Here is a 23,997-nt window from a genome sequence, read left to right as displayed (position 1 = left end):
TACGTATAACCATTTGTACACTTTAAAAATAAGGAGACAAGAAAATGAGACAACTTAAAATCACCAAGCAGGTAACCAATCGTGAAACTGCATCGTTAGATAAATATCTACAAGAAATCGGAAAAGTTGACCTAATTACCGCTGATGAAGAGGTAGAATTAGCACAAAGAATAAAGGCTGGTGATCAAAGAGCTTTAGAAAAACTTACAAAAGCCAACCTACGTTTCGTAGTATCGGTTGCTAAACAATATCAAAATCAAGGTTTAACGCTTCCTGATTTAATTAACGAAGGAAACTTAGGATTAATTAAAGCAGCTCAACGTTTTGATGAAACTCGTGGTTTTAAATTTATTTCTTACGCAGTTTGGTGGATTCGTCAATCGATCCTTCAGGCTTTGGCAGAACAATCACGTATTGTTCGTTTACCATTAAATAAAATTGGTTCTATCAACAAAATCAACAAAATGTATGCGTTACTAGAGCAATCTAATGAGCGTCCGCCTTCTGCTGAAGAAATTGCAAAAGAACTTGACATGACTGTAAATGACGTAAAAGAGTCTATGAAAAACTCTGGTCGTCACTTATCAATGGATGCACCTCTTGTTGAAGGAGAAGATTCTAACCTTTATGACGTTTTACGTTCTGGAGAATCTCCAAATCCTGACAGAGAGTTAATTCACGAATCATTACGTACTGAAATTGAACGTTCATTAGAAACATTAACTCCAAGAGAAGCTGATGTTGTTCGTTTGTATTTTGGTCTTGGCGATCAGCACCCAATGACATTAGAAGAAATTGGAGAAACTTTCGACTTAACCCGTGAACGTGTACGTCAGATTAAAGAAAAAGCAATCCGCAGATTAAAACATACTTCAAGAAGTAAAATTCTTAAAACTTATCTTGGGTAAAAAACCCACAAAACCCAATATTAGAAATTCCAAATCCCAATTATTTTATTGGAATTTGGAATTTATTGCAAAACTACTTATATTGGACCTTAAAGCAAACAACAGTTTGATTGACTGTTCGTTTTTTGATTGATGATTGAAACTCCGGCTGATTACCGGAGTTTTTTATTGGCCCTAATTGAAGATTTTTTTAACCGCAAAGTTTGCAAAGGTTTTTTTATCTTTTTGAGATTTTCAATAACGTAGAGTTCACAAAGCTTTGCGAACTTTGCGCAAATCCTTGCGAACTTTGCGCTTAAAAATTTATCTTTGCAAAAACAACACACAACTACAAAAAATGAAGAATACACTTATTGCTCCTTCTGTTCTTGCTGCTGATTTTGCTAATTTGCAACGCGATATTGAAATGATCAACAACAGCCAGGCTGATTGGTTTCATATTGATATTATGGACGGAGTTTTTGTTCCGAATATTTCTTTCGGAATGCCTGTTTTGGAAGCCATTTCGAGACATGCTAAAAAAACAATCGACGTACATTTAATGATCGTTGACCCAGATCGTTATATTAAAACTTTTGCAGATTTAGGCGCAAACATTTTAACTGTGCATTATGAGGCTTGCACCCACTTACACAGGACCTTACAAGCTATTAAAGCGGAAGGAATGAAAGCAGGAGTTGCAATCAATCCTCATACTAATATTGATTTATTAGAAGATGTAATCAACGATATTGACTTAGTACTTATTATGAGCGTGAATCCTGGTTTTGGAGGACAATCATTCATCGAAAATACTTATGCTAAAGTTGCGAAGCTTAAAGCTTTAATTACTCGTAAAAACGCTTCAACTATTATTGAAATTGATGGAGGCGTCACCAGCAAAAATGCAAAACAATTAGCAGAAGCCGGAGCCGATGTTTTGGTTGCCGGAAGCTTTGTATTTAAAGCCGAAGATCCAACTCAGACTATAGCTGAATTAAAAGCCCTTACTACTTTCTAAATTTTTCAAATTCGGAAAGAAATCAATTCCGGTCATTTTTTCTAAAGTTTCAATTGGAACAACGAAATCATAAAGTGACTTATCGCTATCTTCATTCGGAACCAAAAAAGCAATTGCTTTGTGTTCTTTTCCTGATTTAGCCAAAATGATTTTATAAAAATATTTAGGAACAGACACTTCTTCTGTTCCTATTTTTTTATCTGAATTTTTCAGAATTCCCCCTGTTACGACATAAATATCATTGTATTTTTCAGCCCAATAACGTGTTTTCTGCTCTAACCTATTCCAGATACCACTATTAAAATCATGTTTTTGAGGAGAAATATTTGAAGTAAAAAAAGTATCCGTATAAGCACTTTTGTCAAACTCCATATCACCGGCAGGACAAAGATGTCCTTTGTCATAACCTGATTTTTTATAATTTCTCCAATCAGCAGAACCGGTGGTTACTTTAGGATCTTCGATAAAATAAGGTCTTTTAAAATCGTTATTTTTGAGATATTCTTTCTTTAACTCATAAGCAACCCATTCAGCCTGCTCGAATTTCTCATTATACGAAAGTGTATAATATTTATGTTTTACAATTTGTTTCGTTGTTGAAGTTGGCAAATAAGCAAAAGTATAAGCCGAATCTGTACGACTCTGATTGGACACAAAATTGGATTCAGTCTCTTTCAAATCATTTTTAACATTACTATTTATCATTTCTTTTTTACAGGAAATCGATAGCAAAATCATCAAACCTAACAAAATATAATTTCTCATCTACAGAATATCTTTATGCCTTAAACTTACAAAAAAAACGCTCCAAAAAATAAACTTTTCTGGAGCGTTTAATAACAAATTATCTTTTATAAAATTAAGATTTTACTAATTTATCTTTTTTCATTTTAGGCGTAACACTATTTTTTACTAACCCTTTAGTTTGTAAATCGTCTAGCACGTTTAATGCTTCTTCAACATAAACATCTTTTGCTAATGACTGATGCCATGCGTCTCTTTTTTCTTTTAAAGTAGCATCGCTATTCATTTCAAGTTCTTCGTACGGTAAAGATTTAAAAACCAGATTGTTTTTGTAATCTGCAATTGGTTTGTATTTTTTACCTTCACTTTCAACTTGTTCCTGAGTCGCTTTAAAGCTATTGATGTTTAAGCTATAAGTGTTTTCTTTGTTTTTAACATCAATCCACTTCGCATTATCCTCAATTAATTTAAACTGAGCATTACCTGCAATTCTACTTCTACTGTTTGCAATCGCCTGATTAAATTTCTCATTTGAAGTCCAGATGTTATAATCTGCCGGATCAATTTTATCCCATGGCATTGCATTGTCAATATCACGTTCACCCATTTTTAAGTAAGCATAACGATCCGGCATAACCACATCACTATGTACACCTTCTAACTGAGTTGAACCACCATTGATTCTATAGAATTTTTGACCAGTAATTTTCAAGGCACCTAAATCTCCATAATTTGCATTACGAACAAATTGATTTAAATCTAAAACGTTTTGCACTGTACCTTTTCCGTAAGTTTGTTTACTTCCAATAATTACGCCACGTTTGTAATCCTGAATTGCAGCTGCCAAAATCTCTGAAGCCGAAGCCGAGAAGCTGTTCACCATAATTACTAATGGTCCGTCCCACTCGATTTTTTTATCTTTATCGTATAAAACTTCTTTCTTTTTCCCTGCAGATTTTACCTGAACAATTGGTCCTTCTTCAATAAACAAACCTGCAATATCAACTACTGTAGATAAAGATCCACCACCATCATCACGAACATCAAGCACAATTCCGTTGATATCTTCTTTTTTCAATCTTTCCACTTCAAGAGCGATATCTTTTCCGGCATCACGACCATCTTTATTTTCAAAATCAATATAGAATTTAGGCAAATAAATTACACCATATTTCAATCCGTTTCTTTCAACAATACTAGATTTTGCGTATGTTTCTTCAATTTCAACCACATCTCTGATAATTGAAATTACTTTTATACTTCCATCAACCTTTTTAACTGTAAGCTTTACTTCAGTTCCTTTGTGACCTTTAATTTTTTTCACAACATCATCCAAACGCATACCTACAACATCTACAGGTTCCTCGTTTCCTTGAGCTACTTTCAAAATTAAATCACCAGCTTCAAGTTGTTTTCCTTTCCATGCTGGTCCTCCTGAAATCAATTCATCAATTTGAGTGAAGTCATTTTTCTTAGTTAATCTCGCTCCGATACCTTCTAATTTTCCACTGATATTTACATCAAAACGATCTTTTTCTTCAGGTGCAAAATAGCTTGTATGCGGATCGAAACGTGTCATAATTGAATTTACGTACACAGAAAACCAATCTTCTTTGTTCAAATCTTTAATTAAACTAAAATTATCATCTAAAGATTTTAAAGAACTCTCGCGAGTTTCTTTTTCCAGAGTTTCAAAAGATTTTGCTTTGTAAGCGGCATCTGTTTTCTTTTTATCTTCTTCTAATTTTTGTTTAGTAACAAGAGATGAAAGTGTAGATAATTTAATCTGTTTTCTCCATCTTTCATTAATTTCGGTTGCATTTTTAGCATACGGAAGATGCTCATAATCCGCATTAAAAGTCTCGTCAACATTATAATTGAAAGGTTGTGCCAAAATCGTTTTGTAACGTTTTTTGCTCTCTTCCATTCTCTTCATTAATCTTGTATAAGTCAGATTGAAAAACGTCAGATCTTTATTCAAAAACTGGTCATCTAATTGCAACTCATATTGTTTAAATTCATCAATATCAGACTGTAAAAAGAACCTTTTTGAAGGATCTAAAGCATCAATATAATCTTTAAAAATTCCTTTAGAGAACTCATCATTTATTTCAGCCGGACTGTAATGTCCTTTTTCAATAACAAAGGCAAGTAATTCTAAAAGTGTTTTATCTCTGTTTGGATCCGGATCTACTGACTTATCTGCATTAATTTTAAAAGCAAATAATGTTAATGACAAGCATAATACGGCTATAAGTATTTTATAATTTCTTTTCATAAATTTAATAATAGCATTCATCAATTTTTTAATCTAAGTTACGGTAAAAACTATGCCAAGACAGCCAAGTTCACTATAATTTTTTGTTAAAGATATAAAAATGTTTGATGTACAAAAACGTTCTTTAATTTAGTTGACAATTTTTATTTATTTGTTAGTAATCTACCGAAATCTGTTACTACATTTGCTTTAACAAGCTTTAATTTTGACAAATCAAAAATGAAATCCCGGCATGAAAAATGAAAAACCTTTAATATTAGTTACTAATGACGACGGAATTTTAGCACCCGGAATCAGAACTTTGATCAGCGTGATGGAAACTATTGGCGATGTAATCGTCGTTGCCCCTGACAAACCTCAAAGCGCAATGGGACATGCCATTACCATCAACAATACTTTATTTCTGGATAAAATTTCAAAAGAAAATGCCGTTATTACCGAATATAGCTGTTCCGGAACACCTGTAGATTGTGTGAAACTGGCAGTAAATGAAATCCTGCACAGGAAACCTGATTTGTGTGTGTCAGGAATCAATCACGGTTCAAATTCTTCTATAAACGTCATTTATTCGGGAACGATGAGTGCCGCAGTTGAGGCAGGAATTGAAGGCATTCAGGCAATTGGTTTTTCTTTATTAGATTTTGACTGGAATGCCGATTTTGAGCCCGTTAAATCATTTGTCAAAAAAATCACACTCGAAACCCTTGCCAATAAACTTCCCGCCGGAGTGGTTTTAAATGTTAATTTTCCGAAATTAAAGGAAAAAGAAATTAAGGGAATAAAAATTTGCCGTCAGGCGAAAGCCTATTATGCTCAAAAATTTGACAAACGCCAAACCCCTTACGGAAAAGATTATTACTGGCTTACAGGAAAATTCACAAACGAAGATAAAGGCGAAGACACTGATGAATGGGCTTTGGAAAATGGATACATTTCAGTCGTTCCCGTACAATTTGATTTAACAGCACATCATACTATGCAACAACTTAATACCTGGAAATTAAATGAATAAAAAAGACATTCTTATTGGTTTTATTATCGGAATTTTTACAGCGCTTCTTGGCAGTTATTTGTTTATCACGTTCTTTACCACTTTTGATCTTTCATCAGGAATTGAGACCATTAAACATTATGGCTATTTAGGAAAAATAATTACTCTGGGTACTCTTTTAGACCTGGCTGTATTTTTAATTTTATTAAAAAGAGACAAAGAATTAATGGCACGAGGCGTTGTTTTAGCTGTGATTGTTTTGGCAATTTCAACTTTGTTTATTTAAATCTTATCTTTGCACTGCAAAAAAAAATCATATGAAATATTACATCATTGCTGGTGAAGCTTCCGGAGATTTACATGGTTCCAATTTAATGAAAGCGTTATATGAGGAAGATTCTCAGGCTGACATTAGATTTTGGGGCGGTGATTTAATGCAAAAAACTGGCGGAACTTTAGTAAAACACTATCGTGAACTGGCATTTATGGGTTTTATTGAAGTGGTTTTTAATTTGAAAACTATTTTAAGCAATATTACTTTTTGTAAAAAAGATATTTTGGAGTTCAAACCTGACGTTATCATATTTATTGATTATCCTGGTTTTAACATGCGTATTGCAAAATGGGCTAAAGAACTGAACTACAAAACACATTATTATATTTCACCTCAAATCTGGGCCTGGAAAGAAAACAGAATTAAAGCCATCAAACAAGATGTCGATAAAATGTATGTGATTTTACCTTTCGAAAAAAGCTTTTATGAAGACAAACATCATTTTCCGGTAGATTTTGTGGGACATCCGTTGATTGATGCGATTCAGAATCAACCTTCTTTTGATGAAACTGTTTTTAGAAAAGAACATCAATTGGGAGAAAAACCAATTATTGCTGTTTTACCGGGAAGCCGTAAGCAGGAAATCACAAAAATGCTAAGCGTAATGCTAAGTGTTGTTGATGATTTTCAGGAATATGAATTTGTAATTGCAGGTGCTCCAAGCCAGGAATACGATTTTTATCAGCAATTTATCAGCAATAAAAACATCAAATTTGTCTCGAATAAAACTTACGATTTATTACGCTCCTCAACAGCAGCGTTAGTAACATCCGGAACAGCAACATTAGAAACAGCTCTTTTTAAAGTTCCAGAAGTAGTTTGTTATAAGGGAAGCACTGTTTCGTATCAAATTGCAAAACGAATTATTACACTGAAATACATTTCGCTTGTCAATTTAATTATGGACCAAGAGGTTGTAACCGAATTAATTCAGGCTGACTGCAACACCAAACGAATTAAAGAAGAACTTCAAAAATTACTTGAACCGCATTATCGAGAAAAACTACTTAAAAATTATGATATTTTGGAACAAAAATTAGGAGGGGTTGGTGCCAGTAAGAAAACCGCAAAACTAATTGTAGCTGATTTAAAGCAACATTAAAAGATTTATTGTTTTGAAAAAAATACTGATTTTTCTTCTTCTCTCTATTGTTTTTACTTCTTGTAAATCAACTTCTACTGCGGTAAACAATAGAGATACTAAACGGGAAAATAAATATATTGTCAATCATTTAGTTGAAAATGCAACTGATAATATTGGAGTAAAATACAAAGCGGGTGGAACCACAAAAAGCGGTTTTGATTGCTCAGGATTAGTATTCACCACTTTCGAATCTGAGAATATAAAATTACCTCGTAGCTCCTATGAGCAATCTAAAATTGGAAAAACAATTAATATTGACGATGCTCAAAAAGGCGATTTAATCTTCTTTAAAACCAATAAAAGCAAACAAATTAATCACGTTGGATTAATCACGGAAATTAAATCTGATGAGATAAAATTTGTGCACTCCTCCACTTCAAAAGGAGTTATCATTTCTTCTACAAAAGAACTTTATTACAAAAATTCTTTTGCTCAGATTAACAGAGTCGTCGAATAAATATTATTTAAATAATATTATTTTTCTTACAATTTTTTAATACTTTTAAGCCATGAAAGTATTAGATTTTCCATTGGCTAAAATAACCTTTAGCTTCGTTTTTGGTATTGTGGCCGCGTATTATTGGCTACCTTCAATTACAATTTCAGTACTATATCTTTTTATTGGCTTAGTGTTTCTTTCAACTTTTTATCTCTTGTCAAAAAAGAATAAAAAACTGAATCTATTCTTCGGTTTAAGTACTTGTTACACTTCATTTTGTATTGGCATAATTGCATTATCAATTAACACCGATTCTTTTCAAAACTCCAATTATACACATTTTAAAAATGCATTCGAAAGTCAGCATTGTATTGACATTACATTGCGCGAAAAACTAAAAAGTAATACTTATAATGATCGTTACATTGCCCTTATAAATAGCATCGATAACAAATATTATTCCGGCAGAATCATAGTAAACATAGCAAAAGACAGTTTCAAAAATTATTTCGTTATTGGAAATAACATCAGAACTAAAACCATCCTTCAACATACCAATTCACCTAAAAACCCAAATCAATTTGATTACGCTCAATATCTTGCCAATAAACAAATATATGCTCAAATCTATACTTCAAAAGTAGAAATTGACGTCAACAAAAAAATCAAAAAAGACATCTGGTTTTATGCTTCTCGTTTAAATACAAGGATAATTCACAATCTTGAAAAAGCTAAATTTAATAATTCAGAAATGAATGTTGCACTTGCATTAATCCTCGGTCAACAGCAAGAAATTTCTTCAGATATTATTCAGGATTATCAATATTCAGGCGCAACTCACGTTTTGTCTGTTTCAGGATTACATGTTGGTTTCATAATGTTATTTATATTATTTATTCTCAAACCAATCCCTAACACTAAGAAAGGTTCTTTTATAAAATTAGTTACAATTTTAATTTCACTAGCCCTTTTTGCAATTATTTCAGGGCTCTCGCCACCCGTTTTGCGATCAGTAGTAATGTTTTCATTTTTAGCTATTGGAAATCATTTGCATAGAAAAAGCAATACTTACCATACCTTATTAGTCTCCATTTTACTAATTTTACTTTTCGAACCTTATTTTTTGTTTGACGTCGGATTCCAATTAAGTTATATCGCATTATTTTCGATACTCTGGTTACAGCCATTATTAAAAAACATTTGGCTTCCTAAAAACAAAATCGTTAAATATATCTGGGAAGGATTAACTGTTTCATTCGCAGCTCAAATTGGGACATTCCCAATTTGCCTTTATTACTTTTATCAGTTTCCGGCACTTTTTTTTGTAACCAATATTCTAATTCTACCAGTGCTATCCTTTATAATGATAGTTGGCATTGTAGTTATGCTCATTTCTGCATTCACAAGCTGCCCTTTGATTCTAATTCAGATTTTTGAAAAAAGCATTTATGTTTTAAATCAAATTATACATTATGTAGCTTCCTTCGAATCATTTGTAATCAAAAATATTAGTTTTAATTCCTACCATTTAATTTCTTTTTACTTGTTTTTAATTGCAGCCATTATTTTGTTTAAAAAACCTTCTCATAATAAACTTATTATCGTCCTTGTCACAATAATTATGATTCAGGTTTCATTTATTCAAACCAAAAAAGAAATCGAAAGCAAGCAAGAATTAATTGTTTACAACGCAAAGAAAAAAAACAGTCATCACTGAAAGAATTGGTAAAGACATCTCACTTTTTACAAGTGATGTTCTTTCAGGAAAAGAATCAAAAAATAACGTTTTGGACGCTTATTTAGTTGCAAACTTCGGGGTTTTAAAATCAATAAATAAAATCAAAAACGTCTTGTTTTTTAATGGAAGAAAGATATTGATAATAGATAGCTCTGGCATCTCTGAAAATAGAATTAAACCAGACATTCTATTGTTGACAGCCTCTCCAAAAATAAACCTCGATCGTGTTTTAAAAGACTTACATCCAAAAATAGTTATTGCGGATGGCTCCAATTCGTATTCACTTCAAAAATACTGGAAAAGTTCTTGTCATAAAAAAAGAATCCCTTTTCACTCTACAAATGAAAAGGGATTCTACAAATTAAATTGAAAAATATTATTCCGGATTCAAAATCAGATTAGACTGCTTTAGCCACGGAATTGCTCCTCCAGGTCTATATGGAAGCTTGCCTAATAAATTGAAAGTAGTTTTCTCCTTTCTGACAGAACCTATGGTAAAACAAACCTCAGGTAATTCATCTACACCAAATGCGCTTTTTAATTTAACATTTTGTTCCCTTTCTGCATCTGAAATCTTAGGATCTGACAAATCAAGCTTTACTAAAATAACATTTTCTCGCGACCAAACTGCAAAATCTGGAGTATTAAATATTTCAGTTTGAATTTTTTGTGGTGCACCTTCAATTGTAAAATATATCAGGAGCGGTTTTTTTTGTTCCATACCTGCAGCAACAGCATCCGTCATAGTCGTTTTCCAAACTAAGTTTTGTGCATGCGTAAGAAATGTACCTAAAAAAAACAGTAAGATAAGTAATTTTTTGATCATAATAATTTGGGTTTTAAGTAGGTTTACGCGACTAAATTAATATAATATCTCTATCAAACAAGTGTTATTTAGACAAAAAAGTTAATAAAAATACAAAAAAACGAAATTTATTAATAAAACATCAAATTTTTAAGGAAATGAAAAAAAATCATGCAATAAATTACAAAACTCTTTGTAACAATTACAATCTATTTCATAAAAAAAATCCCCTTTTACATCAGGCAAAAGGAGATTCTAGAGATTAAATTATGCGACTTAATTCAAAGCATACTATTCACTCGGATGCAATAGTGCGTTTGATTCTGCAATCCACGCTTTTGCTCCACCGGGCTTATAGGCAATTTTCCCTAAAGCACTAAAGGTAGTTTTGTTTTTTCGGATGGATGCCAGTGCAAAACATACTTCAGGTAGCTCTTCAACTCCAAAAGCATTTTTAAGTTTTATGTTTTGTTCCTTATCACCATCAGATGCAGCTGAATCAGACAAATCAAGTTTTACTAAAATGACATTATCGCGCGACCATACCGCAAAGTCGGGCGTTTTAAATATTTCATTTTGAAGATTTTCCCCTACACCTGAGGCAGTAAATAAAATTAACATTGGTTTTCTTTGTTCATTACTGATAGCAATTGCGTCAGTCATATTAGTTCTCCAAACTAGATTCTGAGCATGCGTAAAAAATGAACCTAAAAAAAATAGTAGGATAAGTAATTTTTTGGTCATATGATTTTGGTTTTGGTTAGATTAGTGAGACGAAATTAACATAATATTTTAATTTTCCAATTTTAATTAATATAAAAAATACATAATGTGTTTTTTTAATTACGTTAAAATAACAAATCAACAATATGTCTCAAAATTAAGGATACCTTTTCTTACTAAACAAAAAAAACCCCTATACAAAGTATAAGGGTTTAAAGTATTTTTTTAATTTAATTTTATCTAATTAGTGCTTTTTTGAGTAACAATTCCATTAGCAACTGCTAACCATGCACTAGGTCCGCCGGCAACATATCCTGTTTGACCAAGACCTTTAAAGTTTACCTTTCCGTCTTTCGCTTCTGCGCTTGTAAAATAGATAGTAGGGAATCCCTGAATTCCAAAAGCTTGTTGTAATTCGTTATTCTGATTTTTGATTTCAGGCGTTTGAGGTGTTCTTCTTGGATAATCTAATTCAACTAAAACCACGTTTTCAGAAGCCCATTTTGTAAATTCAGGCGTTTTTAAAACTTCATTCTGAAGACGAATACACCATCCACACCAATCACTTCCTGTAAAAAACATCAACATTGGCTTATGTACTTTATTACTCTCAGTAATAGCTTCTTTTACATCAGTATACCATTTTAACTCTTGTGATTGCATTGCAAACACACCCGTTAAAAAAAAGGTAATCAAAAATATTTTTTTCATACTGCTCTAATTTTTTACAAATTTAAACAAAATATACATTGCAAAATACCGTCTATTTTACTTCTTGCATTAATTTTTTAATTAAAGGCGTAGTTACAATCAAAACGATACCCGCAATAAGCGAATAAAGCGCCAACTGATAATACCCATCTGTATAAGCAATAAGTTTAGACATTAAAGTTGCTCCCGTATTTGCATTTGACATTTCTGAACCTAACTTTCCTGCCGCTAATTGACCAAAAGCACTTGAAAGAAACCATAATCCCATCATCATTCCGAACAAACGTTTAGGCGATAATTTAGTAATTACCGACATTCCAATTGGGCCAATACATAATTCTCCAAGTGTGTAAATCAGGTATCCTAAAGCAAAAACATTTAAAGAACTTAATCCTTCCGGATTAATAAAAAATCTGGCACTGTAAAAAATAAAGAAACCAACTGCCAATAATATAAAAGAAAGTCCAAATTTGATTACGGTATTAGGCTCAATTTTTCTTTTGTAGAGAAAAATCCATAAAATACCAACCAGAGGACTAAAAATAATAACATACAGCGAATTAATACTATTATTAACCACATTTGGATCAATATTAAAAAACAACAATTTGTTTGATAAATTATCTTTTGCAAATAAGGACAAAGATCCTCCCGATTGCTCAGAGATCGCCATAAACATAAAATACCCAAAGATAAAAATGAAAGCCGCTAATAATTTATATTGCTGTTTTCTTTCCTTGATTCTTAATAATTCAAAGAAAAAATATCCTAGTGCAATCACCCCGATAGTATACATGAAATAATCTGTATAATCAGAATTAATCACCATGATATAAATAAACGGAATTACTACTATTGAACCTAGATAAACTGCAATCTCGTTCATTCTTCTCTTTTTAGGAGTCTGTCCTTCTAATGGAGAATTTCCAATTGGAGCCAAATGTTTTTTGGTTAAAAGAAATGTAACCACTCCAATAATCATAACAACCGCCGAAGAAAGAAAACATAAACTCCAGGAATAATTTTTTCCTAAATAAATCGGAATTGCACCTCCAAGCATGCCACCAATATTGATTCCCGCATAAAAAAGCCCGTAACCCGCATCCCTGCGTCCATCGCTTTCATGGTATAATTCACCTACCATTGAAGAAACATTTGGTTTAAAGAAACCTGTTCCTATAATCGATAAAGTTATTCCATAATAAAAGAAGTCATGAGGTGAAGCAGCAATAAGCAAATTCCCCAAAATCATGATAATACCTCCAAAAAGTAATGATTTTTTAAAACCTAAAACTTTATCAGCAAAGATTCCACCAATAAAAGTAAAGGCATAAACAAAAGCCTGAATAGCCCCGTATTGAAGATTAGCTTTTCCTTCAAGTAAACCTAATTGATCAACCATGAAAAACGCCAAAACACCTCTCATTCCGTAGAAACAAAAACGCTCCCACATTTCAACCAAAAACAAGTACCACAATTGTTTTGGGTACTTGCCTTCAAAATTTTGTATTTGTTCTAATGTAATTGTATTGTTTTCCATATTATCTAACCCCGTGCATCATTTTTTTCAGGAATGGAGTCAAGGCAAATAATATAATTGCAGCGATACCTGTAAGAACCACAAATACCATAAAGAACTCATATAAGTTATGAATTTCGAATCCGGCAAAAAAGTGATTATGAGCACTAATCTGATGTTTTTCTAAAAGAGACAATTGCTCTGCAGTCGGCACAATTTTATTATCTAAAACCGCCTGAAGATCGATTCCTAATTCTTTTGCTTTTTCAAATTTATCTCCGGTTGCAGGCAAGATAGAACCTAACGTCCCTCCCAAAGCATAACCCGAGGCATTTGACAAAAAGAATACTCCATAAAGTAATGAAGCAAAGCGCTTTGGAGATAATTTACCTACCAACGACAAACCAATTGGAGACAAACACAACTCAGCACATGTATTTAAGAAATACAATAAAATAAGCCATTTTACTAACAACAATCCAGAAGTTCCAATGTATGAAACCTGAGTTGCGATCATAAAGAAACTGATCGAAATTATTACTAATCCCGCAGCCAATTTTACCGGAGAAATAGGCTCTCTGTCTTTCGCTCTTAGAGTATCCCATAAAATACTAAAAGGAACTGCCATAATCACTACAAATAATCCATTAAAAATCTGAACCATTGACGGAGGCATAAGAAAACCAAAGAAATGTCTGTCAGTTTGATTGTCCGCGATAAAAGTCAATGAAGAACCAGCCTGCTCAAATGCAGCCCAGAAGAAAACAATAAAGAATGACACAATATAAATTACAATAATTCTGTCTCTTTCAATTTTAGTCAATGAAGTATCTGAGATAATTAATCCAGCCAATGCCAAACCACTAGAATAGATTAAAGTATAAATTAAGTTCTGACCTACAACATAGTGAAAAAAGAAACCTAAAGCAATAAATGCAATTCCGGCAATAGTTAATGCTTTAGAAGAAAAATTAGCTTTTTGTGCTTCTCCTTCTTCAAAATCAGCTGCTACATTTTTAGAAGGCAATCCTCCTAATGGTCTTCCTTCCGGAGAAACAACATATTTATTTTTTAAGAAGTAAAAAAGAACTGTTCCGATAAGCATTGCCGCTGAAGCAGCCAAGAATCCCCATCTGAAAGCATGAATATCTCTAATTCCGCCAGCATCTTTTACATCTCCCAACAAAGGACAAATAGACTGCCCTAAGAAAGCCCCCATATTAATTCCCATATAGAAAATCGTGAAAGCGGTATCTAGTTTTGTTTTTTCTTGTTTAGGATACAAACTTCCCACCATACTCGAAATATTTGGCTTGAAGAATCCGTTACCAAAAACAATAACACCTAATCCACAGTACATAATAGCTTTAGCCATTTCTAAATTACCTTCAAAAATACTTCCGCTAGTAAACAACAACATTTGCCCTGTTGCCATTAATAATCCACCTAATAAGATACAATTTCTGTTTCCTAAAAAACGGTCAGCAACAAAACCACCTAACATTGGCGTTAAATAGCACAGCCCTAGAAAACCACCATAAATTAATGAAGCTTCTTCTTCTTTCATTAATAATGAGTTCACAAGAAATAAAGTCAATAAAGCTCGCATTCCATAAAAATTGAATCTCTCCCACATCTCCGTTCCAAACAATACCCAAAGTCCTTTTGGATGCGCAGTTTTTACTTGAGTTTCTCCCATATTATTCATTATTTATTTAAGGTTAAAAGATTTAGATTATAAGTTTTCTTTGATAAAGTTAGTCATTTTATTATAAAGCTGAATTCTCGTTTTACCACCAAAAATACCGTGATTTTTATCTGGATATATCTGAGAATCAAATTGTTTGTTTGCCTGAATTAAGGCTTCCATCATTTGCATTGAGTTTTGCACATGAACGTTGTCATCACCTGATCCGTGAATCAATAAAAATTTACCTTTTAATTTATCAACGTGATTTATTGGAGAATTCTGATCATATCCGCTTGCATTTTCCTGCGGCGTCTGCATGTATCTTTCTGTGTAAACACTATCGTAAAAACGCCAGTTTGTTACCGGAGCTACTGCAATTGCCATTTTAAAAACGTCGTTTCCTTGAAAAATACAGTTTGAAGCCATAAAACCTCCATAACTCCATCCAAAGATTCCAATTCTTGAAGCATCAACATAGGGATATGCTCCAATTACTTTTGCAGCATCAATCTGATCTTCAACTTCATATTTTCCAAGCTCTTTTTGAGTAACTTTTTTGAAATCAGCCCCTTTAAAACCTGTTCCTCTACCATCTACACAAGCAACAATATAACCTTGTTGAGTAAGTGATAAAAACCAATAATCATCAGAATTATTCCAATCGTTATTTACTTGTTGAGATCCCGGACCAGAATATTGGTACATGAAAACAGGATATTTTTTAGAAGGATCAAAATCTTTTGGCTTTAAAATCCATGCATTAAGTTCGTTCCCTTTAGCCGTTTTCAAAACAAAAAATTCTTTTGCAGGAAGATTATACGATTTTAGCTTATCAGCAAGTGCCTGATTATTTTCGATAACCTGTATTTCTTTACCCGTTTTTGCCTCGTTTAAAGTATAAGTTGTAGGCTGTAAATTACTTGAGAAAGTAGTAATGAAGTATTGGAAATTAGGACTAAAAGTTGCCGCGCTTGTTCCGATCTTTGTAGTTAAACGTAATTTGTTTTTTCCGTCTAAACCAATTCTGTAAATATCTCTGTTAATTGAACCATTTTCTGTAGATTGATAGAAAATAGTTTTTGATTTTTCGTCGAAACCGTAGTAAGATACCACTTCCCAGTTTCCTTTTGTAATCTGATTTTTAAGTTTTCCCGTTTTATCATATACATAAATATGATTAAAACCGTCTTTTTCGCTTGTCCAGATAAAACTGTTATCTTTTAAGAATGTCAAATTATCTGTAACGTCTACATAAGCTTTGTCTTTTTCATTTAAAACCACTTTTGCAGCAGCTGTGGTTCCGTCTACAAATAATAAATCAAGATTGTCCTGATGGCGATTTAAAACCTGAGCTGATAATACATTATTATCATTTGTCCATTGTAATCTTGCAATATAAAAGTCATTATAATTTCCTAAATCAACTTTTTTGGTTGCATTTGAAGCTGCATCATATATATGTAATGAAACTACTGAATTTTTTTCTCCTGCCTTTGGATATTTAAACGTTTCAATGGTTGGATACAAATCTTTATGAAACATTGACATAGAAAATTCCGGAACAGCGCTTTCATCAAAACGAATATAAGCTAGTTTTTTACTGTCTTTACTCCAGTCAAAAGCCCGGACAAATGCAAATTCTTCTTCATATACCCAATCCGTAATACCATTAATAACGGCATTTTTCTTTCCATCGGTAGTAACTGCTGTAGATTTTTTAGAAGCTACATCATATACATAAAGGTTATTTTCTTTAGCATAGGCAATTTTAGTTCCATCAGGCGAGAAAGTTGGTTCCTGAACCTGAAAATCAAAAAGTTTAATTAATAATTTTGAGGTGATATCATATAAAAAATAATCTGCAGTAAAGGAGTGACGGAAGATTTTATTCGTATTACAAGCAATTAAAATCTTTTTTTCTGAAGCATCAAAAGTGTAACTGTCAATTCCATTTGAAAGTTCCTTATGATTTTTTGTGTCAATTAAATTAGAAACTTTTTTTAAGGTTGCAAAATCATATAAGTCGATCTGCATGCTTCTGCTGGCCTGATCAACATTTAAAACTGTATATTGATCCGTATTTTTTAGTGATTGAAGTTCATCCATTGCTTTTGCCTTGAATGTCCCTCCATAAATGTTTTCGACAGTAATTTTTTGTTGTCCAAATACAGTAGCAACTAAAAATAAAAGTACTACCGTTATTTTATTTGTATTCATCAGAATTATTTTAAATATAAAAAGAGCCCAATTTTAGTAAAAAAAATAAACATAATACACATTTTAAGTGTTAAATGTTAAAAAAAATAACGATTGCGTATTTTTCAAACTTCAAATAGATTGTAAACAAAACTCTTAAATTGGTATCTTTGTCGCTACATTATTATTTAATATACTGAAAATGAACAATGCTGTTGCCGGATTCTCTAAATTATCCAAAAAAGAAAAAATAAACTGGATCGCCAATGAATATTTCTCTACTCCAAATGAGGCACTTAATATCATAAGAAATTACTGGAATTCAGATGAGAAGCTTCAACAATTGCATGATGAATTCATCGAAAATACTATTACAAATTTTTATATCCCACTGGGAGTTGCTCCTAATTTTTTAATCAACGGAAAATACAAAACAATCCCAATGGCAATTGAAGAAAGTTCAGTTGTTGCCGCAGCTTCAAAATCAGCAAAATATTGGGCTACTCGTGGCGGGTTTAAAACAACAGTTATTAATACCGAAAAAATTGGTCAGGTTCATTTTACATTTAATGGAGATGCAGAAAAATTACAATCTTTCTTTGACCAAATAAAATCTAAATTCTTCTCTGATACCCAAAGCATAACCAAAAATATGCAACAACGTGGCGGTGGAATATTAGACATCAAACTTAAAGACAAAAGAAGTTTATTAGAAAATTATTTCCAGCTTCATGCCACTTTCGAAACGAAAGACAGTATGGGAGCTAATTTCATTAATTCCTGTTTAGAGCAATTTGCGACAACTTTAAAAAATGAATTTCAGGATTCTGATCTTTTTTCAGAAAGCGAAACCATCAAAGTAATTATGAGCATTTTATCCAATTATGTTCCGAATTGCCTTGTTCGAGCTGAAGTTTCCTGCCCAATTGAAGATTTAACTGAAAAACATATCACCGATCCTCAAGATTTTGCTGAACGCTTTGTTCAGGCTGTTCAAATTGCCGAAGTCGAACCTTTTAGAGCTGTAACACATAATAAAGGTATTATGAACGGAGTCGATGCCGTAATTCTTGCCACCGGAAACGACTTTAGAGCAGTTGAAGCCGGCGTTCACGCTTACGCGTCCAGAAATGGCCAATACTCTAGTTTATCGCATGCTAAAATCGAAAACGGAATATTTACTTTTTGGTTAGAAATTCCACTTGCTTTAGGAACTGTTGGCGGATTAACCTCTTTACATCCGTTAGTAAAGCTCTGTTTAGAAATGCTTGAAAAGCCATCGGCACAAGAATTAATGGAAATCGTTGCGGTTGCAGGTCTGGCACAAAACTTTGCGGCCTTACGTTCTTTAACAACAACCGGAATTCAAGAAGGACATATGAAAATGCACTTAAACAATATTATCAATCAATTTGAAGCCAACGAAGAGGAACGCCATTTAATTAAATCACATTTTAAGAAAAATGTCGTCTCACATAGTGCTGTTGTTGAATTTATCGAAAATCTACGAAAATAAAATAAATAAAAAATTTCAAATATTATAGTTTCCAAAAAAATTCCAAATCCCAATTATGTTGGAATTTGGGGTTTCAAAATATTGGAATTTATAAAACATATTTTGGGGCTAAAAAACACAGAATGAAAGAGACCTTTTATAGTAATGGAAAACTTTTAATAACAGGCGAATATCTAGTTTTAGATGGTGCCAAAGCATTTGCATTACCTACAAAATTTGGCCAGAATTTAGTTGTCGAAAATGGCTCAAACAAAGAAATACAATGGAAAAGTTACAATTTTGATAATCACTTGTGGTTTGAAGATTCTATTTCATTTTCTGAAATAATAAATAATGTTGAGGCAAAAATCGAAACTGTAAAAACAACCTTAACTAACATTTTACACGAAGCCTATCTTTTAAATCCCGATTTTATCACTAATTCTGACGGATATAAAATCAGCACTCATCTTACTTTTCCAAAAAAATGGGGATTAGGAACTTCATCAACCTTATTAAACAATGTAGCGCAGTGGACTAAAATTGATCCTTTTACTTTGCTTAAAAACAGTTTTGGAGGTAGTGGTTATGATATTGCCTGCGCTCAAAATAATACTCCTATTATTTATCGATTAGAGCAAAATTTGCCAATCGTAGAAAAGGTAGAATTTAATCCTGAATTTACTAAAAACATATTTTTTGTTTATTTAAATAAAAAACAAAGCAGTAAAATTGCCATCAAAGCTTATTACAACAACAAAAATGAAAATTTAGCCGAAAACATTCTGGATAACAATAAAATTACCAAAGCTATTCTGGAAGCAAAAACACTTAACGAATTTACACATTTTGTAGAAAAACATGAAATACATTTGAGTAACATTCTGGAATTAAAAACCATTAAAGAAATTGCATTTCCAGATTTCAATGGAGTTGTAAAAAGTCTTGGTGCCTGGGGGGGTGATTTTGTAATGGCAATTTCAAAAGAAAATCCAAAAGAATATTTCACCTCACAAGGATATGAAACAATTCTTACTTATGATGAAATGATTTTACAGGAATAAAATTATTGATACGTTTTCAAATAAAAAAAATGAATTTAATAATTCATTTTTTTGTTTTTAATATCTTTTGTCTCCAGGCGACGAACTTTCTGATTTTCCTGTTCATTAGATTCAATAAGCGTATTATGTAAACGTTCTGCCATTTTTTCTATACTGCTATTGATAGAATCATATACCAGTTCCATTCTGCGATGTTTCTCTTCCTTAACCGCTTTTAAAACATCTTCTACAAAAATCTTATCATACTTTTCAGCAACAGAATCGCGTGTATTAGTCAACCTTATAACATAATCATTACTTAATATAGTAACTTTAAAATGCTGTTCTTCATTACTTAAATAGTACTTACCTCCCAGCTCATCTACATTGATGTCGGTACTGCTGACTTTTAAAAGTTCCGTTATTATTCCATAGATATGATTTTCTATTTTGGAATATACTCTCGGTTTTCTTTTAAAAAAACTAAACATTAAATACTTGATTATCAGGGTAGTTTTTTATCATTTCTTCGCGTTTTTTTATTTAACATTCATTAAATCAAATCTACTTTTCTAAAGCAAAAATTCGAGCAAATTAACTGTATAATTTTGAATATCACAAATTTTTTAAATTATATTTCGATTATTCCTACATAATAAAGAAAAGCAATTAGATGTTTATGATAAAAAACAAGTGCTAATCCCATTAAAACCAGAAAAACCCGAAACATTTAAAATGTTTCGGGTTTTCATATTTTATTAAGTACTATTTAGTAGTTAAACTGCAGTCTGTTATCTTCAATTTTAGCATTGTTTTTTAACGCTGGTAAAATTCTACTTGCATCAGATGCGCTTTGAGCTTTTACTTTAGCTACATATTCTGCATGGTTAGCAATTGCCGGAGCTTTTATAGTACTAATGTTTTTTACAACATATACACCTGTATTTCCTTCAATTGGAGCAGAAACTTTATTTGCAGTTAAAGCAAATGCATTTCCAACAACTTTTGGCTCTTGCCCAACTCCACCAGGTAAAACAGGATTATCCATTGTAACGTTAACAGCTTGCTGAACAGCTACACCAGCACTTTTAGCAATAGCTTCAAGGCTTGATCCTGTCAATTTAGCTTTTAACATCTCTGCTTTTTTCTTGTTTTTCAAGATTGGCTCAACATACGGTCTTGCCATAGTTACAGATACTAAACCTGATTTGTTTTCACTTTTGTATTGCGCAATTACGTGACCAATATTAGCTAATTCAAAACGTTTTACATCTCCAATACTAGTTTCTTTGTCAAATGCCCATCTTACGATGTTACGTTGGTTTCCTAACGGTCCAAATGCTTCATCCATAGCTTTTGCAGTTACCGGAGCAGCAACTTTTAAACCTAGTTCTTTAGCTGTAGCAGCAAAATCTTTATTGGCAGCATCCATTTCGAATTTAGTTGCCAATGTAAATACTTTATCAGAAGTAGCTTCAGATGGCTCAATTTTTTGAGCGATTGTAGCTAAACGAATTCCGTCTTGTTTATCTGTAATTTTGATAATGTGGAAACCAAAAGGAGTTTCTACTAAACCAACTTTTCCAATTCCGTTACTGAATACAAAATCATTAAATGGTTTTACCATTTGGTTTGGACCAAAATACCCTAAATCACCACCTTGTTGTGCAGATGAATCATCAGAACTTGTAAAAGCCAACATCATGAAACTATCCGGATTAGCCTGAACCTGAGCTAAAATTTCTTCAGCTTTAGCTTTAGCTTCTTCTTTAGTTCTTTTTTCTTTTTGGTTTGGAGTTTGAGATCCTTCGTAACCAATTAAGATATGACTTGCTTTTGCATTTACTCCAGCTTTAAATCCTAAAGATTTAGAGATAGCGTAGTATCTGCCAAAAACGTAAGGTCCATAAATTGCTCCGGCAGGCAAACTGAATAATTTATCAGCATCAACTGCTGGCAAACTATTTTTAGGCACGTATGTAGAGTCATAAGGAACATCAGAATTTGCATTTACAAATTCAGCAACGTTTGTTGCATTTCTAAAACCAGCTAAAGTATCATTTTTACCGGTTTTAGCATTATATACTACACTTCCGTTTAATAATCCTGTAATTTTAGCTTTAATTTCAGCTTCATCTTCTTTTGAAGCTTTATCTTCTACTAAAACATATTGAATCTCACGAGTTTCATCCGCTTTGAATTTTTTCTCGTTTTTCTTCATATACGCTACAATCTCATCATCAGAAATTTTCACATCACTATCTTTAATAGAAGAATACAATGCACCAACATAAGCAAAGTTCACTTTGTTAGCTTCCATTTGGTATTTCAACTTTCCTTCACTAGCAGTTGTGTAAAGTCCCGATTTAATTAACGTATTGTAGATTTGAAATTTTGCATTTAATTCAGCATCTTTTTCTTTTGCAGAAATATATTGAGCTGCTTCAGGATTTGTTTTGAAATACTCTTTAAATTTCACAATATCAAACATACCTGCTGCATTAAGGAACATTGGGTTTTTTCCAATATTTGGATCTGCTTTCAAAACTTCAATTAAGTGTTTTTCTCCAACTCTCAATCCTAATTTATCAAACTGAGCTGATAATAATGCGATTGAAACTTCTTGATCCCAAACTCTGTTTGCAGCTTCAGTGGAAGTAATTCCTTGCCCACTTTTTTCAACATTACTAACTTTAACTCTAAAGTCTTCAAATGAAATATCTTTTCCATCGATGCTTCCCACATCTTTTGAACTTTGACTAAATGTTCCTTTACCAATTAGATCTTGTATTATAAATGCAAATAATGCAAGTGCAATAACTCCTATCAATAAAGCCGAACGCTGTCTAATTTTTGCTAAAACTGCCATTTTTATTATCGTTAATTTTATATTCAGTTTGCGAAAATACAATTATCTAGTTAATAACAATACAACTAGCAATTTATTTTGCACAATTTTTTTAATTAATAAAAGAAATCACTCTTTTATTGTCATTTTCACCAATTCAATTTTCTTGTTTGTAGCTTCTTCTATCACGAAATGATAGTTATCTATTACAATTTCTTCACCCTTCTGCGGAATTTCCTTCGTAAAATTCACAATAAACCCTCCCAGGGTCCCGTATGAATCTTCTTCAGGGATCATTAATTTATAGGTTTCATTTAGGTATTCAACATCCAATCTTGTAGAAAACAAATACTTACCTTCACCCAATTCCTGCTCGATTAATTCTTCATCTAAATCATGTTCATCCTCAATTTCCCCAAACAATTCCTCTACAATATCTTCTATTGTAATAATTCCGGAAGTGCCTCCATATTCATCTAAAACAACAGCGACATTTTTTCTCTTTTTAATCAAAAGATTCAAGGCATCTTTTATCAAAATAGTTTCAGGAACAAACTCAACTGTCATTAAAACAGATTTGATCGTTTTTGGCTTTTTGAATAAATCAAATGAATGCACATACCCCACAATGTCATCAAGTGAGTTTTGACTGACTACAATCTTAGAATAACCGGTCTCGATAAAAAGTTCTTTAAGATCTGTTATACTGTCAAATAAATCTATATCAACAATTTCGGTACGCGGCGTCATAATATCGCGCGCTTTCACACCTGAAAATTCTAATGCATTCTGGAAGATCTGAATTTCAGAATCTACTTCATCGTCATCTTCAACTGAATTCATTTGCTCTGTAATATAATTACCCAGTTCTACTTTACTAAAATACAATTGTACCTGATCTCCTTCTGTTTTTAAAAATTTTCTCAAAACAAAATCTGAAATCCAGATAAAAAAGGTAGAGATATAATAGAATAATCTGTAAAACAAATACGCTGGAACAGCCAAAATCTTAATTAATGAATTCGCATAAATCTGAAAAAAAACTTTCGGAAGAAATTCAGCAGTAATTAAAACGATAAAAGTTGAAATCAGGGTCTGAATCAATAAACTGGTAATATCTGAAAAATGATATCCTAATTTGGTGATGCATTTTAAAATTAAATCACCCATAAAAAACCCGTAAATAACCAAAGCAACATTATTACCAATAAGCATTGCGGCAATAAATTTTGAGGGATTCTCTGTAAGTTTGGTCAAAATTTGAGAAGCAAAATTATCTTGTTTTTTTTCGATCCCAAGATAAATTTTGTTCGAGGAAATAAAAGCTATTTCCATTCCTGAAAAAAAGGCGGATAGTATTAAACAAAGTATTATAATACTAATTTCCATTT

20 protein-coding genes are annotated in these 23,997 nt (G+C 32.2%); 9 read left to right on the top strand and 11 right to left on the bottom strand.

Going from position 1 to position 23,997, the window contains the following annotated elements:
- The first annotated feature begins 44 nt into the window (after positions 1-44).
- Positions 45-908, top strand: a complete 864-nt coding sequence (locus tag ASC72_RS09375) for an RNA polymerase sigma factor RpoD/SigA (protein ID WP_007804760.1) — start codon at positions 45-47, stop codon at positions 906-908.
- Between the two features lie 337 nt (positions 909-1,245).
- Positions 1,246-1,908, top strand: a complete 663-nt coding sequence (rpe, locus tag ASC72_RS09370) for a ribulose-phosphate 3-epimerase (RefSeq protein WP_056190117.1) — start codon at positions 1,246-1,248, stop codon at positions 1,906-1,908.
- Here the strand turns inward: rpe and ASC72_RS09365 are convergent.
- A complete protein-coding gene (locus tag ASC72_RS09365) occupies positions 1,885-2,673 on the bottom strand; it encodes a DNA/RNA non-specific endonuclease (RefSeq protein ID WP_056190115.1) in 789 nt (262 codons plus the stop codon). The two genes, rpe and ASC72_RS09365, sit on opposite strands and share 24 nt — an antisense overlap.
- Positions 2,674-2,767: 94 nt before the next feature.
- Positions 2,768-4,951, bottom strand: a complete 2,184-nt coding sequence (locus tag ASC72_RS09360; protein ID WP_056190114.1) for a carboxy terminal-processing peptidase — start codon at positions 4,949-4,951, stop codon at positions 2,768-2,770.
- 211 nt (positions 4,952-5,162) lie between these two features.
- On the opposite strand from ASC72_RS09360, the gene surE reads away from it, so the two are divergent.
- The 5 genes from surE to ASC72_RS09335 are packed head-to-tail and all read left to right on the top strand — an operon-like array spanning position 5,163 to position 9,555.
- Positions 5,163-5,942 carry a 5'/3'-nucleotidase SurE gene (surE, locus tag ASC72_RS09355; protein ID WP_056190112.1) on the top strand — a complete coding sequence of 260 codons (780 nt, stop codon included), beginning with the start codon at positions 5,163-5,165 and terminating at the stop codon, positions 5,940-5,942.
- Positions 5,935-6,207: a hypothetical protein gene (locus ASC72_RS09350; protein WP_056190111.1), complete on the top strand. Its 273-nt coding sequence runs from the start codon at positions 5,935-5,937 to the stop codon at positions 6,205-6,207. Before surE ends, ASC72_RS09350 begins: the two co-directional genes overlap by 8 nt.
- Before the next feature lie 31 nt (positions 6,208-6,238).
- Positions 6,239-7,357, top strand: coding sequence for a lipid-A-disaccharide synthase (lpxB, locus tag ASC72_RS09345; protein WP_056190109.1), 1,119 nt, complete (start codon positions 6,239-6,241; stop codon positions 7,355-7,357).
- A gap of 13 nt (positions 7,358-7,370) precedes the next feature.
- Positions 7,371-7,856, top strand: a complete 486-nt coding sequence (locus tag ASC72_RS09340) for a C40 family peptidase (RefSeq protein ID WP_056190108.1) — start codon at positions 7,371-7,373, stop codon at positions 7,854-7,856.
- Positions 7,857-7,908: 52 nt separating this feature from the next.
- Positions 7,909-9,555, top strand: a complete 1,647-nt coding sequence (locus ASC72_RS09335; RefSeq protein WP_241775669.1) for a ComEC/Rec2 family competence protein — start codon at positions 7,909-7,911, stop codon at positions 9,553-9,555.
- 397 nt (positions 9,556-9,952) lie between these two features.
- On the opposite strand, the gene ASC72_RS09330 is transcribed toward ASC72_RS09335, so the two are convergent.
- The 6 genes from ASC72_RS09330 to ASC72_RS09305 form a co-directional block, all read right to left on the bottom strand.
- The gene (locus ASC72_RS09330; RefSeq protein WP_056190105.1) at positions 9,953-10,402 is read right to left on the bottom strand and encodes a hypothetical protein; all 450 of its coding nucleotides are present in this window, start codon (positions 10,400-10,402) and stop codon (positions 9,953-9,955) included.
- A 270-nt stretch (positions 10,403-10,672) separates the two neighbouring features.
- Positions 10,673-11,125, bottom strand: a complete 453-nt coding sequence (locus tag ASC72_RS09325; protein ID WP_056190103.1) for a hypothetical protein — start codon at positions 11,123-11,125, stop codon at positions 10,673-10,675.
- Between the two features lie 219 nt (positions 11,126-11,344).
- Positions 11,345-11,815, bottom strand: coding sequence for a thioredoxin fold domain-containing protein (locus ASC72_RS09320; protein WP_056190101.1), 471 nt, complete (start codon positions 11,813-11,815; stop codon positions 11,345-11,347).
- A 52-nt stretch (positions 11,816-11,867) separates the two neighbouring features.
- Positions 11,868-13,355, bottom strand: a complete 1,488-nt coding sequence (locus tag ASC72_RS09315) for a peptide MFS transporter (protein ID WP_056190099.1) — start codon at positions 13,353-13,355, stop codon at positions 11,868-11,870.
- Between the two features lies 1 nt (position 13,356).
- Positions 13,357-15,033 carry a peptide MFS transporter gene (locus tag ASC72_RS09310; protein WP_056190097.1) on the bottom strand — a complete coding sequence of 559 codons (1,677 nt, stop codon included), beginning with the start codon at positions 15,031-15,033 and terminating at the stop codon, positions 13,357-13,359.
- 36 nt (positions 15,034-15,069) lie between these two features.
- Complete coding sequence (locus ASC72_RS09305) at positions 15,070-17,241, bottom strand: S9 family peptidase (protein WP_056190095.1); 2,172 nt, start codon at positions 17,239-17,241, stop codon at positions 15,070-15,072.
- Positions 17,242-17,422: 181 nt separating this feature from the next.
- Between ASC72_RS09305 and ASC72_RS09300 the strand changes: the two genes are divergently transcribed.
- A complete protein-coding gene (locus ASC72_RS09300; protein WP_056190092.1) occupies positions 17,423-18,736 on the top strand; it encodes a hydroxymethylglutaryl-CoA reductase, degradative in 1,314 nt (437 codons plus the stop codon).
- A 122-nt stretch (positions 18,737-18,858) separates the two neighbouring features.
- Complete coding sequence (locus ASC72_RS09295; RefSeq protein WP_056190090.1) at positions 18,859-19,779, top strand: GYDIA family GHMP kinase; 921 nt, start codon at positions 18,859-18,861, stop codon at positions 19,777-19,779.
- Between the two features lie 35 nt (positions 19,780-19,814).
- Here the strand turns inward: ASC72_RS09295 and ASC72_RS09290 are convergent, their stop codons facing one another.
- The 3 genes from ASC72_RS09290 to ASC72_RS09280 form a co-directional block, all read right to left on the bottom strand.
- Complete coding sequence (locus tag ASC72_RS09290; RefSeq protein WP_056190088.1) at positions 19,815-20,249, bottom strand: hypothetical protein; 435 nt, start codon at positions 20,247-20,249, stop codon at positions 19,815-19,817.
- 278 nt (positions 20,250-20,527) lie between these two features.
- The gene (locus tag ASC72_RS09285) at positions 20,528-22,627 is read right to left on the bottom strand and encodes a peptidylprolyl isomerase (protein ID WP_056190086.1); all 2,100 of its coding nucleotides are present in this window, start codon (positions 22,625-22,627) and stop codon (positions 20,528-20,530) included.
- A 108-nt stretch (positions 22,628-22,735) separates the two neighbouring features.
- On the bottom strand, positions 22,736-23,995 hold the full coding sequence (locus ASC72_RS09280) for a hemolysin family protein (protein WP_056190085.1): 1,260 nt from the start codon (positions 23,993-23,995) through the stop codon (positions 22,736-22,738).
- Positions 23,996-23,997 lie beyond the last annotated feature (2 nt).

The organism is Flavobacterium sp. Root420, assembly GCF_001427905.1.
GTDB lineage: Bacteria > Bacteroidota > Bacteroidia > Flavobacteriales > Flavobacteriaceae > Flavobacterium.
Note: the sequence above shows the minus strand (reverse complement) of the source record. Positions and strands in the feature narration are given on the sequence as shown.

Excerpts from the sequence above, each read along its gene's own strand:
- ASC72_RS09375 (WP_007804760.1), top strand. The coding sequence starts at position 45 with ATGAGACAACTTAAAATCACCAAGCAGGTAACCAATCGTGAAACTGCA.
- rpe (WP_056190117.1), top strand. The coding sequence starts at position 1,246 with ATGAAGAATACACTTATTGCTCCTTCTGTTCTTGCTGCTGATTTTGCT.
- ASC72_RS09365 (WP_056190115.1), bottom strand. The coding sequence starts at position 2,673 with ATGAGAAATTATATTTTGTTAGGTTTGATGATTTTGCTATCGATTTCC.
- ASC72_RS09360 (WP_056190114.1), bottom strand. The coding sequence starts at position 4,951 with ATGAATGCTATTATTAAATTTATGAAAAGAAATTATAAAATACTTATA.
- surE (WP_056190112.1), top strand. The coding sequence starts at position 5,163 with ATGAAAAATGAAAAACCTTTAATATTAGTTACTAATGACGACGGAATT.
- ASC72_RS09350 (WP_056190111.1), top strand. The coding sequence starts at position 5,935 with ATGAATAAAAAAGACATTCTTATTGGTTTTATTATCGGAATTTTTACA.
- lpxB (WP_056190109.1), top strand. The coding sequence starts at position 6,239 with ATGAAATATTACATCATTGCTGGTGAAGCTTCCGGAGATTTACATGGT.
- ASC72_RS09335 (WP_241775669.1), top strand. The coding sequence starts at position 7,909 with ATGAAAGTATTAGATTTTCCATTGGCTAAAATAACCTTTAGCTTCGTT.
- ASC72_RS09330 (WP_056190105.1), bottom strand. The coding sequence starts at position 10,402 with ATGATCAAAAAATTACTTATCTTACTGTTTTTTTTAGGTACATTTCTT.
- ASC72_RS09325 (WP_056190103.1), bottom strand. The coding sequence starts at position 11,125 with ATGACCAAAAAATTACTTATCCTACTATTTTTTTTAGGTTCATTTTTT.
- ASC72_RS09320 (WP_056190101.1), bottom strand. The coding sequence starts at position 11,815 with ATGAAAAAAATATTTTTGATTACCTTTTTTTTAACGGGTGTGTTTGCA.
- ASC72_RS09315 (WP_056190099.1), bottom strand. The coding sequence starts at position 13,355 with ATGGAAAACAATACAATTACATTAGAACAAATACAAAATTTTGAAGGC.
- ASC72_RS09310 (WP_056190097.1), bottom strand. The coding sequence starts at position 15,033 with ATGGGAGAAACTCAAGTAAAAACTGCGCATCCAAAAGGACTTTGGGTA.
- ASC72_RS09305 (WP_056190095.1), bottom strand. The coding sequence starts at position 17,241 with ATGAATACAAATAAAATAACGGTAGTACTTTTATTTTTAGTTGCTACT.
- ASC72_RS09300 (WP_056190092.1), top strand. The coding sequence starts at position 17,423 with ATGAACAATGCTGTTGCCGGATTCTCTAAATTATCCAAAAAAGAAAAA.
- ASC72_RS09295 (WP_056190090.1), top strand. The coding sequence starts at position 18,859 with ATGAAAGAGACCTTTTATAGTAATGGAAAACTTTTAATAACAGGCGAA.
- ASC72_RS09290 (WP_056190088.1), bottom strand. The coding sequence starts at position 20,249 with ATGTTTAGTTTTTTTAAAAGAAAACCGAGAGTATATTCCAAAATAGAA.
- ASC72_RS09285 (WP_056190086.1), bottom strand. The coding sequence starts at position 22,627 with ATGGCAGTTTTAGCAAAAATTAGACAGCGTTCGGCTTTATTGATAGGA.
- ASC72_RS09280 (WP_056190085.1), bottom strand. The coding sequence starts at position 23,995 with ATGGAAATTAGTATTATAATACTTTGTTTAATACTATCCGCCTTTTTT.